The 13,312-nt window shown below is 67.8% G+C and carries 9 protein-coding genes; 7 read left to right on the plus strand and 2 right to left on the minus strand.

Annotated features, from left to right (window positions below; translation table 11 throughout):
• On the plus strand, positions 1 to 1,086 hold a 1,086-nt coding region (locus BRAS3809_RS20075), incomplete at its 5' end, for a cell wall hydrolase (RefSeq protein WP_035657112.1).
• Between the two features lie 181 nt (positions 1,087 to 1,267).
• Here the strand turns inward: BRAS3809_RS20075 and BRAS3809_RS20080 are convergent.
• Positions 1,268 to 2,905, minus strand: a complete 1,638-nt coding sequence (locus BRAS3809_RS20080; protein WP_035657114.1) for an L-aspartate oxidase — start codon at positions 2,903 to 2,905, stop codon at positions 1,268 to 1,270.
• 359 nt (positions 2,906 to 3,264) lie between these two features.
• On the opposite strand from BRAS3809_RS20080, the gene BRAS3809_RS20085 reads away from it, so the two are divergent.
• The 6 genes from BRAS3809_RS20085 to BRAS3809_RS20110 all read left to right on the plus strand — a co-directional run bounded on the left by BRAS3809_RS20085 (position 3,265) and on the right by BRAS3809_RS20110 (position 10,988).
• On the plus strand, positions 3,265 to 4,509 hold the full coding sequence (locus tag BRAS3809_RS20085) for an MFS transporter (protein WP_008963886.1): 1,245 nt from the start codon (positions 3,265 to 3,267) through the stop codon (positions 4,507 to 4,509).
• Between the two features lie 65 nt (positions 4,510 to 4,574).
• A complete protein-coding gene (gene acuI / locus BRAS3809_RS20090; protein ID WP_008963887.1) occupies positions 4,575 to 5,561 on the plus strand; it encodes an acrylyl-CoA reductase (NADPH) in 987 nt (328 codons plus the stop codon).
• 114 nt (positions 5,562 to 5,675) lie between these two features.
• Positions 5,676 to 6,317 carry a hypothetical protein gene (locus BRAS3809_RS20095; RefSeq protein WP_035657116.1) on the plus strand — a complete coding sequence of 214 codons (642 nt, stop codon included), beginning with the start codon at positions 5,676 to 5,678 and terminating at the stop codon, positions 6,315 to 6,317.
• A gap of 177 nt (positions 6,318 to 6,494) precedes the next feature.
• Positions 6,495 to 6,728, plus strand: coding sequence for a DUF6894 family protein (locus BRAS3809_RS20100; protein WP_008963889.1), 234 nt, complete (start codon positions 6,495 to 6,497; stop codon positions 6,726 to 6,728).
• Positions 6,729 to 7,418: 690 nt separating this feature from the next.
• Positions 7,419 to 9,107, plus strand: coding sequence for a methyl-accepting chemotaxis protein (locus tag BRAS3809_RS20105; protein ID WP_008963891.1), 1,689 nt, complete (start codon positions 7,419 to 7,421; stop codon positions 9,105 to 9,107).
• A 195-nt stretch (positions 9,108 to 9,302) separates the two neighbouring features.
• Positions 9,303 to 10,988 (plus strand): methyl-accepting chemotaxis protein, encoded by a 1,686-nt coding sequence (locus BRAS3809_RS20110; RefSeq protein ID WP_035657118.1) that lies wholly within the window; start codon positions 9,303 to 9,305, stop codon positions 10,986 to 10,988.
• Positions 10,989 to 10,991: 3 nt separating this feature from the next.
• Here the strand turns inward: BRAS3809_RS20110 and BRAS3809_RS20115 are convergent, their stop codons facing one another.
• Entirely contained in the window at positions 10,992 to 13,310 is a 2,319-nt protein-coding gene (locus tag BRAS3809_RS20115) for a DUF2339 domain-containing protein (RefSeq protein WP_502685673.1), read from the minus strand.
• Positions 13,311 to 13,312: the final 2 nt, after the last annotated feature.

Genomic DNA, 13,312 nt, shown 5'->3' on the forward strand with positions numbered 1-13,312 from the left:
CCGCCAGAGCCTCCGACGGAAGCGGCCGAGCCGGTCGACACCGCCCCGAGCGCGCCGGCTCCCGCCGCGCCTGCCCAGCCCGATTCGAACTCATCGGTGTTCGGCGCCAAGACCAGCGAAGCGCCCGCGGCCATCACCGTGCCGCCGCGCGCAGCGCTCGATCCCGAATTGCAGGAAGCGCTGAGCGCGCCGCCGCTCGCGCAGTATGATCCGTCGAAGCCGGAGGTCCCCTCGGCCAGCGAGCTCAAGCCCGCGGTCGAGCCGACGACCGCCGACGGCAGCGCCGCGCTCGATGGCCTGAACATCAAGACCGCGAATCTCTATTTCGGCACGACGTCGCTCGGCGGCGGCGCGGGGACCATGGAGACCTGGCAGCCCGGCGAAGCGCCGCTGATCGTGCTGCCGGATCCGGACCTCAAGCCGATGACCGTGCTGCTGCCGCCGGCAGAGGAGGTCGCCAAGGCCGGCGACGCCGGCGAGAGCATCGCGCCGAAGGGCGAGGTCAATGCCGATAATCAGCGCGCGCGGACGCCCGCGGAGCGCCTCGGCCTGACCGACGAGAAGTCGCGCTTCAAGTCCGAGAAGTGTCTTGCCGAGGCGGTCTATTTCGAGGCGCGCGGCGAGGCGGTGCGCGGCCAGATGGCGGTGGCCCAGGTGGTGCTGAACCGCGCCTTCTCCGGCTACTACCCGACCACGGTGTGCGGCGTGGTCTACCAGAACAAGTATCGCCACTTCGCCTGCCAGTTCACCTTCGCCTGCGACAACACGGCGGACGTGATCCGCGAGCCCGACATGTGGGATCGCGCCAAGAAGATCGCCAAGGCGATGCTCGACGGCCAGATCTGGCTGCCCGAAGTGGGCAAGTCGACGCACTATCATGCCTATTGGGTGCGGCCGTCCTGGGTCGCCGAGATGAAGCGCATGTACAAGTTCGGCGTCCACACCTTCTACCGGCCGAAGGCCTGGGGCGACGGCAGCGATGCGCCGAGCTGGGGCACGCCGCAGCAGACCGCGGCCATTTCGGCCGAGCTCGCCGAAGCCGCCAAGAGCGAAGCCGAGATCAATCCGAACTGGACGCGGCGCTAAGCCTTCGATCCAACCCACCGTCATTCCGGGGCAATCGTTCACGCGCCCTGGCGCGTGAGCGATTGAACCCGGAATCTCGAGCTGGCTGGGCGATGCGCGCAGGACAAGCGCGAGGTTCCGGGTTCAAGGCCTGCGGCCTTGCCCCGGAACGACGGGGTGATGAGAGAGAAGATCAGCAGCGCTACGCGCTCAACGACCGCGGCAGCCGGGTCGTCGGCCGTGCCGCGAGTTCGTCGGCGATGTCGCGCGCGGCGGCGAGCGTCGTCATGGTCCGATGTGCGAAGCCCGGATTTTCCGCCGGACAATCGACGCGGCAATGCGCGCCGCGGCTCTCGCGCCGGCTCCAGGCGGCGGCCGCGATCAACAGCGCCGCGCTCGCCATGTTGCGCAGCGCCGGATCGAGGCTGTCGCGCTCGAGCCTTGCGATGGCGATGACGGCGTCGGCCAGAGCGTCCTCGTCGCGGATCACGCCGACCTGGCTGGTCATGATCTCGCGCAGCGTCCTCTCGCTCGCCTCGTCGCTCGCCTTGGCATCGGCCCCCGCGGGCGCGGCAAAGGCGACGTCCTGCAGGGCAGGGCACGCCGCGAAGCTGCGGCCGGAAATGTCCTCCGCGATCCGATTGGCGAACACCAGGGCCGCGAGCAGCGCGTTGCCGGCGATGTGGTTGGCGCCATCGGTACCGGTCGCGGCCACCTCGCCGGCCGCCCACAATCCCTCGATCGAGCTGCGGCCGCGCGCATCGACGGCGATGCCGCCCATGTGGAAATGCGCGGCCGGCGCCACGGGAATGGGTTGCCGGGTCGGATCGAGCCCGGCGGCGACGCAGGCGCGGTGAAGAACGGGATAGCGTTCGGCGACGTCGTCATCGAGCACGTCGCGGGCATCGAGAAACGCGCCGCGCCCGGCGGTGAGCTCGGCCATGATGCCGCGCGCGACCGTGTCGCGCGGCGCGAGATCGACCAGCGGATGGCGCGGGAGCATGAAGCGCTGGCCGCGCCGGTTGATCAGGACCGCGCCGGCGCCGCGCAGGCTCTCGCTGACAACAGGCGCCGGATCCTGTCCCGTCATCGCGGTCGGATGGAACTGCACGAATTCCGGATCGGCGATGACGGCGCCGGCGCGCGCGGCGATCGCAAGGCCGATGCCGTTCGCATGGGCAGGGTTGGTGGTCACGGCGAACAGATGGCCGATGCCGCCGGTGGCGAGCACAATCGCCGGCGCGGCGATCAGCACCGGCGCCGCGGCAGCATCATCCGCACGACGCAGCCGCAGCCCGCGCACCGCGCCATCGCCGGTCAGCAGCGCATCGGCGACGTGTCCCTCCATCAGCCGGATCGAGGGGGTGGCACGCACGGCCGTTGCGAGGGCCGTCATGATCGCCTGTCCGGTGAAGTCTCCCCGGACGCTCAGGATGCGCCGCGCGGAATGAACGGCCGCCCGCGAGGTCGCCAATCCGCCCTTGTGGTCGCGATCGAAGCTGACGCCGAGGCGCGCGAGGTCCTCGATGCGTGCCGCCGCATCGCGCGCGAGCGCGCGCGCCGCATCTTCGTCGACGAGGCCGCAACCGGCGGCGATCATGTCAGCGGCATGGCTGTCGGGGCTGTCGCCCGCAGACACTGCGGCTGCAATGTCGGCCTGCATCGTTGCGCCGAACGAGTCCTCTCCGAGCGACGTTGCGGAGATCAGGATGACGGGGCGCGGCGCAAGCTTCAGCGCGCAGAACAATCCCGCGACACCGGCGCCGACGATCACGACGTGACTCGACGTGTCTCGACCTGACGTGTCTCGGCTTGAAGTTTCGATCTGGTCGCAGGGCATCGGCTGTCCAAATTCCACATTCGGTGCGCAGTTGTATCAAGCTACCAGTTAGCTCTTCTTCAGAGACATCTCTCGATGTTGAGTGGTGTTTGGCGACAAATCGCGATCGTTCTGATGGTCGCTCCCGCGCAACGTGAATCTTTTGCTCTTGCTCGCGCATCGGGATCGATCGCGCCTCGGCCCATTCAGCAATCATGAGTTCCTTCGATGGAACTGGCTTCGGATGACGTCCGCTCATGATGGGACGCGACATCGATTTTTTTCATGGCTGAGTTCCGGTTTTGCCCTTGGGTGGTGGATGCAAATGCATTAATCCGTCACGAGCGGCCGGACGACGCGGCGCATCAGGGAGGACAATCATGTCGGTACAGGCTGGCGATCTCGGCGCCTCCCGCGCACAGACGTGGCGCACGCCGCTCATCATCATCACCTGCGGCTGCGCCATCGCGCTGCTCAGCTTCGGCCCACGCTCCAGTCTCGGTTTTTTCGTGCAGCCGATGAGCCGCGAGTTCGCCTGGGGCCGCGACGTGTTCGCGCTCGCGGTGGCCGTGCAGAATCTGCTGTGGGGCCTCGGCCAGCCGCTCGCCGGCGCCATCGCCGACCGCTTCGGCGTGCTGCGCGTGATCTGCGTCGGCGCGCTGCTCTATGCGAGCGGCCTCTTGATGATGCGCTATGCGACGACCCCGCTGCAGCTCGATATCGGCGCCGGCGTGCTGGTCGGCTTCGGCCTGTCCGGCTGCTCGTTCAACCTCATCCTGTCGGCCTTCAGCAAGCTGCTGCCGCCGGAGCGGCGCGGGCTGGCGCTCGGCGCCGGCACGGCGGCCGGCTCGCTCGGGCAGTTCCTGTTCGCGCCGTTCGGCGTGGCGCTGATCGACCAGTTCGGCTGGCAGAGCGCGCTGACGGTGTTCGCGACCTTGATGCTGTTCATCGTGCCGCTGTCGCTTGCGGTGGCGACGCCGCCGGCGGCCGAGGCCAAGCCGACCGAGGCCGAGCAGCAGTCGTTCACGACCGCGCTGATGGAGGCCTTCGGCCATCGCTCCTACGTGCTGCTGGTGCTCGGCTTCTTCACCTGCGGCTTCCAGCTCGCCTTCATCACCGTGCATCTGCCGGCGTTCCTGGTCGATCGCGGCCTGTCGGCGCAGACCGGCGGCTGGGTGATCGCGGCGATCGGCCTGTTCAACATCATCGGCTCGCTCAGCGTCGGCTGGCTGCAGAGCCGGCTGCCCAAGCGCTACATCCTCTCCTTCATCTATTTCACCCGCGCGCTGGCGACGCTGGCCTTCATCTCGTTCCCGGTGACGCCGGCGACCGCCATCGCGTTTGGCGCCGTGTCCGGGCTCGCCTGGCTGTCGACGGTGCCGCCGACCTCGTCGCTGGTTGCGATCATGTTCGGCACGCGCTGGCTCGCCACCCTTTATGGCTTCGCCTTCGTCAGCCACCAGGTCGGCGGCTTCCTCGGCGTCTGGCTCGGCGGCCTCGTGTTCGAGCGCTACGGCTCCTATACCCCGATCTGGTGGCTCTCGATCCTGTTCGGCGTGCTGTCGGCGCTGATCAACCTGCCGATCGTCGAGAAACCGGTCGCGCGCGCCGTGCCCGCGACCTGAGTTGCGCCGCTGGTCCGTTTCGCTAAACATGGCCTGAAACCGAAGAAAGCGCAGGGAGTGCCGCTGTGGGAACGTTCAAGGCGATCCGAATCGACAAGGCCGACAAGGGGACCACGGCTTCCCTGACGCAGTTCGACGAAGCCGAGCTGATGGATGGCGACGTCACGGTGAAGGTCGAATGGTCGACCTTGAACTACAAGGACGGCCTGGCGCTGACCGGCAAGGCGCCGGTGGTGCGCCGCTTCCCGATGATCGCGGGCATCGACTTCGCCGGCACCGTCGAGCAGTCGAGCCATCCTGGATGGAAGCCGGGCGATGCCGTTGTCTGCACCGGCTGGGGCATGGGCGAAACCCATCTGGGCGCTTACGCCGAGAAGGCCCGCGTCAAGGGCGACTGGCTGGTCGCGCTCCCGCAGGGCCTGTCGGCCCGCGACGCGATGGCGATCGGCACGGCGGGCTTCACCGCCATGCTGGCGGTGCTGGCCCTGGAGAAGCACGGCCTGACCCCGGCGAGCGGCCCGGTGGTGGTCACCGGCGCGGCCGGCGGTGTCGGTTCGGTGGCCACGGCGGTGCTGGCCAAGCTCGGCTACCACGTGATCGCCTCGACTGGGCGCCTCGCCGAGGCGGACTATCTCAAGTCGCTCGGCGCGGCTGAGGTCATCGACCGCAACGAGCTGTCCGGGCCGGCCAAGCCGCTGGCCAAGGAGCGCTGGGCGGGCGGCGTCGACAGTGTCGGCTCCAACACGCTCGCCAACCTGCTGTCGATGACCAGATATGGCGGGGCGATCGCGGCCTGTGGCCTGGCCGCCGGCATGGACCTGCCGTCCTCGGTCGCGCCGTTCATTTTGCGCGGCGTGTGCCTGCTCGGCATCGATTCGGTGATGTGCCCGCTGCCTGCGCGCAAGGCCGCCTGGGCGCGCCTCGCGACCGACTTAAATCGGTCAAAACTGGCTGAAATTACTCACGAAATCGCCTTGGATCAGCTCGCCTCTCTAGGACCGCAAATCCTCGCCGGCCAGGTCCGCGGGCGTACCGTGGTAAGAATATCCTGAGGATGTTCAGACTTTTCAAACCATGATGCTCCATTGTTGCCATGGTTGATATGGTAAGCATGGGGTAAAGATACCGCCTTACCCGCTGCGTGGGGTTGAGTGGGAGTTGGAAGCATGCTCGCGCGTCTGTTGCTGGGAACCGTGACTGTCGGTGCCATGATCGCACCCGCGATTGCGGGATCGATGACGGCCGATGAGGCCCGCAAATTCGTGGCCGGCAAGGTGTTCGCGTTCACCTGCGTCGACGGCACCCGCGGCGCCGGCCGCATTCTCGATGACATGGGCGCCGCCGGTGCGGTGCAATTCTCCGGCTCCGGACCGGTCCGGCACATCCGTCTGCCAGGGAATACGCTGCAGATCCGCGGCGAGAATGTCTGCGCCTCGATCAAGGGCATGCCGTTCGAGCCGTGCTTCAACCTCGACAAGAAGGACGAGCGCAGCTTCCGCGGCTCGGTCTCCGGCCTCGGCGCGTTTGCCTATTGCGACTTCCAGCACCAGGGCGGCGCCACCATGCTGATGGCTCGGGCCGTCGCGCGGCCGCGCTCGGCGCGGGCCGCGATCGCTGCCGATCCGGCGCACACCGAGGTGGCCGCTCGAGTCGAGACGCCGCGGGTGGAGCGCAGCAAGGTGGAACCCGTGAAATCGGACACCGCGAAGGTCGATAACAGCAAGTTTGAAGGCTCGAAGTCCGATAACTCTAAATCCGAGAACACCAAGGCCGATGCCGCGCCGGAGTTGCGCCGCTCGACGGATTAGTTGTTAGTTCACCGACTATTTAAAAACCGGCCGCGATTAACATACAGCAACATTTAAGACGGAACCGCACGCTAGCGGTCATTGCGCCGTAGTCGTACGGTTGCGTATTTTCATGCCTCGGTAGCGACTCTCGAGCAGTGTGCGACCCGGGGGGTGGCCCAATAGAAAGGGTCGGTAATGTCGCTTTACTTCTTTCGGATCAGCCAGGGCCGCTATTCCGGCGCTGCTGATCAGCCTTACGAGTTTGCCAATCGGGAATCCGCCTGGAACGAATTGACGGCCGTCTGTTCGGACCTGATCGGAGGCATCTCGAAGACGCTGCAGCAGGGCGCGGAGTGGCAGATGGAACTGCTCGACGAAGCCAAGCAGCCGGTGTTCCGGATCCGCTTGGTCTCGGAGGCCGTGAACTGATCAGGTCATCGGGGGATGATCTGAGCCTGCTGCTCGCCGGGCCGCAGTGCACCTCGCTGCGGCCAGCCATATCCATCTGACCTGTTTCGCCCATTGCTGTCCGCGATCCGTTTCCCCGCCGTGAGACCCGGCGATCGGCTGCCGTCTTGGCTTGGACGGCAGGCGGGCGCGATCCCGGCGCCGGCGAGCGCAAACCGCAGCCCCGACACGCTCCGCCCGCTGGCCGCCGCTCCCGTCATCCGCGATGGCGGGCTCCATGGATGCTTTCGCTCCCAGCGTGCCGCAACTGCCAGTCCAGGTTGTATTCTTAACCCGGCCTTAGGAAGGCTCTGGCATACCAGAGGTTGAAACACCCCCTGGCGAAGGCCGGAGGTGTTGCCGTGGCGCGCACCGGCTGAATCAGGCCTGGCCCCCCGGCAGGTGAGGATCAGAGGTTTCATGGCACCGCGCGAGCCGCGCTGGTGCGCATTTTATATTCTTTCTCGGTAATCCTACGGGGGTTCTATTAACCTCCGATAAGCCGGTTTCCCTCCCAATAGGAGGGTCAGAGCCGAACCGTGCCTTCGGTGACATCGCCGTTCCCCGAAGCCTCTGACCTCGACGCCGCGCAGCGTAGCGTGGTCCTGAATTGCTCAGGCCGTCCGTGACGCTGGAAGAGAGTGGCGAACCGCTTTGTCAGCTGGGGTCATCGTGTCCAGAATGTCCATCCGCAAGAAGATCATCTCGGTTATCGCGTTCATGCTGGTCGCCATGTGCGGGCTCGGCGCGCTGGCCGTCACCAGCATGCAGTCGATCAATGCGAACACGGTCGACATCGCCACCAACTGGCTGCCGAGCGTGCGCGCGATCGGCGAGCTGCGCGCCGACATCAACCTGCTGCGCATCGCGCTGCGTGCCCATGTGATGGCGGAGACGGCCGACGCCAAGCAGGCGAGCGAGACCCGGGTCAACGGCATCCTCGAGACCATCAACAAGGACCGCAAGGTCTATGAGCCGATGATCACCTCGGCGGAGGAGCGCGCGATCTACAACAACTGGGTCCAGGCCTGGGAGAAGTACGTCGTCGCCATCAAGCAGGTGATGGAGGAATCCAACAAGAGCGTCGGCAGGCTTCCGCGCGAGGCGACCGAACTGCTCGAGAAGTCGGCCGCGGCGATTGCGCGTGACGCCGACAAGTATTTCGTCCAGGACATCGAGTTCAACAACAAGGGTGCCGACAACGCCACCAAGCAGGCGGCGGAGAGCTTCTCGCGCGCGATCTGGCTGGTGGTGTCGATCATCGCCGCGGCCGTCATCGCGGGCGTCGCCGTCGGCTACTACCTGGTGCAGAACGTCTCGTCCGGCATCGCCTCGATCATCAAGCCGATGCAGGAGCTCGCCAAGGGCGACCTCAACGCCGAGGTCACGCATCGCGGCGAGCCGACCGAGATCGGCGCCATGGCAGACACCCTGCAGGTGTTCAAGGAAGCACTGATCGCGAAGAAGGAAGCCGACGAGCGCGCGGCCGCCGACGCCGAGGCCAAGATCGAGCGCGGTCGCCGCGTCGACAACATCACGCGCCAGTTCGAGGCGACGATCAGCGAGATCGTGCAGACCGTGTCGTCGGCCTCGAGCGAACTCGAGCATTCCGCCGGCGCGCTGTCCTCGACGGCGACGCGCTCGCAGGAAATCTCCACGGCCGTCGCGGCGGCGTCGGAGGAAGCATCCACCAACGTGCAATCGGTTGCCTCCGCCACCGAGGAGCTGTCGTCGTCGATCACCGAGATCAGCCGCCAGGTCCAGGAATCGGCCCGCATGGCGACCGAAGCGGTCGACCAGGCGCGCCTCACCAATGATCGCGTCGGCGAGCTGAGCAAGGCCGCGGCGCGCATCGGCGACGTCGTCGAGCTGATCAACACGATCGCCGGCCAGACCAACCTCCTGGCGCTCAATGCGACCATCGAGGCGGCGCGCGCCGGCGAGGCCGGCCGCGGCTTCGCGGTGGTTGCCTCCGAGGTCAAGGCGCTCGCCGAGCAGACCGCCAAGGCCACCGACGAGATCGGCCAGCAGGTGTCGGGCATCCAGGCCGCGACGCAGGAATCCGTCGGCGCCATCCGTGCGATCTCCACGACCATCGAGCGGCTGTCGGAGATCTCATCGGCGATCGCAGCGGCCGTGGAAGAGCAGGGCGCGGCGACGCAGGAAATCTCGCGCAACGTCCAGCAGGCCTCGCAGGGCACGCAGGAGGTGTCGTCGAACGTGGTCGACGTGCAGCGCGGCGCCTCGGAGACGGGTCAGGCGTCGGCGCATGTCCTGTCCGCCGCGCAATCGCTGGCGACCGACAGTGACCGCTTGAAGCGGGAAGTCGCGTCTTTCCTGCAATCGGTCCGTGCTGCCTGATGGCAGAAGAGGGCGGTATTCGAGCGCGTACTAATACCTAGCTCGGCGTTAACGGAACTTTCCGGAGAAAGCGGCATGCTGCGCCGAGCAGTTGCCGCTTTTTCGTTTCGCAGCGACGCGACGGTCATGGCAATGGTGCTGTGGACCGGCAGACGCGACCGATCGTGCGAGGCGCTTTCTCCAGGATCAACGGACGTGTCCAAGCTCTCCATTCGCCTCAAGATCGTCGCCGTCATCGCCTTCATGCTGGTCGTCATGGCCGGCATGGGCCTGCTGTCGCTGCGCAGCATGCGCGACATCAATTTGCGCACGGTCGACATCGCCACCAACTGGCTGCCGAGTGTGCGCGTGCTCGGCAATCTGCGCGCCGACATCAATGTCTACCGGCTCACGCTGCGCGCCCATGTGATGGCGCTGACGGCCGAGGCGAAGGCCAACAACGACAAGCGCATGGCCGATGTTTTCGCCAAGGTGAAGAAGGATATCAGCGACTATCAGCCGCTGATCTCGTCGGCCGAGGAGCGCGGCATCTACGAGTCCTGGGTACGCGCCTGGGACAAGTACACCGCGGAAGCCGACAAGGTGCTGGAGGTGTCGCGCAAGAGCGTGGGCAAGCTGCCGGACGATGTCGATGCGCTGTTCAAGCCGGCCGGCGCCGCAGCGACCGTTCAGGAGGACATCCTCACCAAGGCGATCGACTACAACGACAAGGGCGCCGAAACGGCCACGCGCGATGCGGCCGACGGCTACACCAGCACCTTCTGGCTCGTCACCTCCATCATCCTCGCGGCGGTTGCCGCCGGCGTCGCCGTCGGCTTCTACCTCGTCCACGACGTCTCCTCCGGCATCGCCTCGATCATCAAGCCGATGCAGGCGCTCGGCCAGGGCGACCTCTCGGCCGAGGTGCCGCACCGCGGCGAGCCGACCGAGATGGGCGCGATGGCCGATACGCTGCAGGTGTTCAAGGAGGCGCTGATTGCCAAGCGCGATGCGGATGCGCGTGCCGCGGCCGACGCCGAGGCCAAGATCGAGCGCGGCCGCCGCGTCGACAACATCACCCGCCAGTTCGAGAACACGATCGGCGAGATCGTGCAGACGGTATCGTCGGCCTCGACCGAGCTCGAGCATTCCGCCGACGCGCTGTCGTCGACCGCGACGCGCTCGCAGGAGATCTCGACCCAGGTCGCCGCGGCTTCCGAGGAGGCCTCGACCAACGTGCAGTCGGTCGCCTCGGCCACCGAGGAGCTGTCGTCGTCGATCACCGAGATCAGCCGCCAGGTGCAGGAATCCGCGCGCATGGCCCATGAGGCCGTCTCGCAGGCGCGCCAGACCAACGACCGCGTCGGCGAACTGTCGAAGGCCGCCGCGCGCATCGGCGATGTCGTCGAGTTGATCAACTCGATCGCCGGCCAGACCAACCTGCTCGCGCTCAACGCCACCATCGAGGCGGCGCGCGCGGGCGAGGCCGGCCGCGGCTTCGCCGTGGTCGCTTCGGAAGTCAAGGCGCTGGCGGAGCAGACCGCCAAGGCGACCGGCGAGATCGGCCAGCAGATCGGCAGCATCCAGGCGGCGACGCAGGAATCCGTCGGCGCCATCCGCGACATCTCCGGCACCATCGAGCGGCTGTCGGAGATCTCCTCGGCGATCGCTGCAGCCGTCGAGGAGCAGGGCGCGGCGACGCAGGAGATCTCGCGCAACGTCCAGCAGGCGGCGCATGGCACTCAGCAGGTGTCGTCCAACGTCGTCGACGTGCAGCGCGGCGCCGCGGAGACCGGTCAGGCCTCGGCCCATGTGCTCGATGCCGCCAAGTCGCTGGCCTCCGACAGCGACCGGCTCAAGCGCGAGGTCGCCTCGTTCCTGCAGTCGGTGCGCGCCGCCTGACGATCACGCCGCCGGCGCAGCAGGCGGGGCCTGCTGCTGCCGCCGGAACAGCACCTTCTGGTACAGCCAGCCGATCGCGACCAGCACCAGGCCGAGGCCGATGAAGGACAGCGCGCGCCAGACGCCGGTCAGCGCCGACATGTCGACCAGGAAGGCCTTCAGGATCGTCAGCGCGATCACGATCGCCGATGCGAGGCGCGCGCGCTGCGACGACACGATGACGCCGATGCCGAGCAGCACGACGCCGAAGGCGAGCCAGGCGATCGAGTAGGTGTACTGCTCGGCCGCGCTGGTGACGCCGCTCGTCAGGACCGGGCCGTGATAGAGGCGGCGGATCTCCAGGCTGACATAGGACAGCGCCAGGACCAGTGCGCCGGCGGCGAGCGTGTTGCCATAGGCCGGCGGACGGCGGCCCGCGACCGCGTAGGACAGCAGCAGCATCAGCACCGCGGGGAAGGCGTAGGCCAGGATCAGGATGTTCAGCAGGCCGCCCTTGATCGCGACGTCCGAGATCATCGGGTTCTCGAACAGCAGCAGTCCGAGCACGGTGGCGCCGGCGGCGAAGCCGGTCAGGATCGCGGCGCCGACATTGTGCACGAGGCTGCCGCTGCGCTCGCGCAGCCGCTCCAGCCCGATCGCGAGCGCCAGCGCGACGCAGATGTCGAGGCCGATTTCGGCGAGCGACGGCACCGCCAGCATGTCGCCGTCGTTCACGGCGTGGCGGATCTCCAGGAAGGCCAGCAGCGTCGTGAACAGGATCGCCGCGGCCTCGACCGCGCGCAACGGCGCGTCGTCGCCATAGCGGCGCATCAGATAGCTTGCGCCCCAGAACGACGCCGCCGGCACGCCATAGCCCCACAGCAGCCAGTTGATGATTGGCGTGGTACCGACATCGTCGCCGACGATGCGCGGGTCGTAGCCGATCCTGAGCACCACGAGCCCGGCGAAGGCGGCCGCGAGCGTGCGCAGGAACGGGATCGGCCGGTTCTCGAAGATCCAGGCGGTGCCCAGCGACATCAGCGCCAGCGCGATCGTCAGCCAGCCCTTCTCCAGCGCGAAGGTGAGCGCCAGCGCGAGCGCGGCCAGCGTGCCGGTCGCAAACAGCGCGATCGAGGCGGACAGGCCCGGACGCTCCTCGCGCCGGGTCAGCAGCTCGGTCGCGACCGCGAACGCAGCCGCCAGCACGACCGCGAGAATCGCGAACGGGATCGAGCGGTCGAGATGCGCGATGCGCGCATACAGCGCCACCAGCAGCGCCAGCGGCGTGAACACGCCAGCCGCCGACCACACCACCGGCACGACCGCGTTGCGCGCGCGTCCCTGCGCCAGGAACCCCGTTCCGCCGAAGCCGAGCGCGAGGATCGCGGCCGTCACCAGATGCGACGTCACGGAGGCGCCGAGCGGATTCGGGCCCATGCCGGGCAGCGCACCGCCGGGCAGCACCAGCAGGTCCGGATTGTCGCGCAGCGCCCATTCGGCGAACACGACGAACACCGTGGCCGCCGCCGCCACGACGGCGCCGGTCGCGCTCGGCGCGCGCCAGGCGACCGCCAGCGTCGCGGCGACCAGCCCCGTGAAGCCGATCAGCGCCAGGCCGTCATGGAAGCTTGCGAGCGTGACCAGCATCGCGCCGAGCAGGTAGACCGCGAGCGCGGCCGAGGAGACCGGCTCGACCTCGTCGTTGTCGGCCGCGGGGCCGAACAGCAAGCCGCAGACGACGATCACCGTCGCCAGTGCGAAACCCGCGACCACGTGGAAGACATGCGGTGCGACCGTCTCGACGCCGGCGTCGAGGCCGGGCAGGGTCCACAGGAACGACAGCCCGATCGTGGTCATCGCCAGCCAGCGCCACAGCCGCACCCGCGCCAGCGCGAACGCAGCGGCGGTGACGATGGCCAGATAGATGTACAGCGCCCAGTAGTTCGGCTGCCCTGTGGAGACCAGCACCGGCGTGGTGAAGGCGGCGACGAGGCCGAGCCCGGCCAGCGCCGGTCCGTGCAGCAGCGCCGCCGCGAGCGTGCCGAGCGCCACGATCGCGAGCAGCACGAAGGCGATCGCGGGCGGCAGGAATTCATACAGGGCGTAGGACGCGTAGACGGTGGCGAACGCGACCGCGGTGCCGGCGGCGGTCAGGATCGCCGGGATGTTGGCGATCGGCAGCGCCGCGATCTGCGAGATGCTCTCCTTGCGCCGCGTCCATTCGCCGGCCGCGAGCAGCGCCGCGGCAAACAGCGCGCCCAGCGCGACGCGCACCGCAGGACCGATCAGTCCGGCCTCGATCGAATAGCGCACCATGAAGAAGCCGCCGAGCGCGAGCGTCAGCC

This window comes from Bradyrhizobium sp. STM 3809 (genome assembly GCF_000239795.1).
Taxonomy (GTDB): Bacteria; Pseudomonadota; Alphaproteobacteria; order Rhizobiales; family Xanthobacteraceae; genus Bradyrhizobium.

Bases quoted from the DNA above. Each gene is read 5' to 3' on its own strand.
- BRAS3809_RS20080 (WP_035657114.1), bottom strand. From the start codon at position 2,905: ATGCCCTGCGACCAGATCGAAACTTCAAGCCGAGACACGTCAGGTCGA.
- BRAS3809_RS20085 (WP_008963886.1), top strand. From the start codon at position 3,265: ATGTCGGTACAGGCTGGCGATCTCGGCGCCTCCCGCGCACAGACGTGG.
- BRAS3809_RS20095 (WP_035657116.1), top strand. From the start codon at position 5,676: ATGCTCGCGCGTCTGTTGCTGGGAACCGTGACTGTCGGTGCCATGATC.
- BRAS3809_RS20100 (WP_008963889.1), top strand. From the start codon at position 6,495: ATGTCGCTTTACTTCTTTCGGATCAGCCAGGGCCGCTATTCCGGCGCT.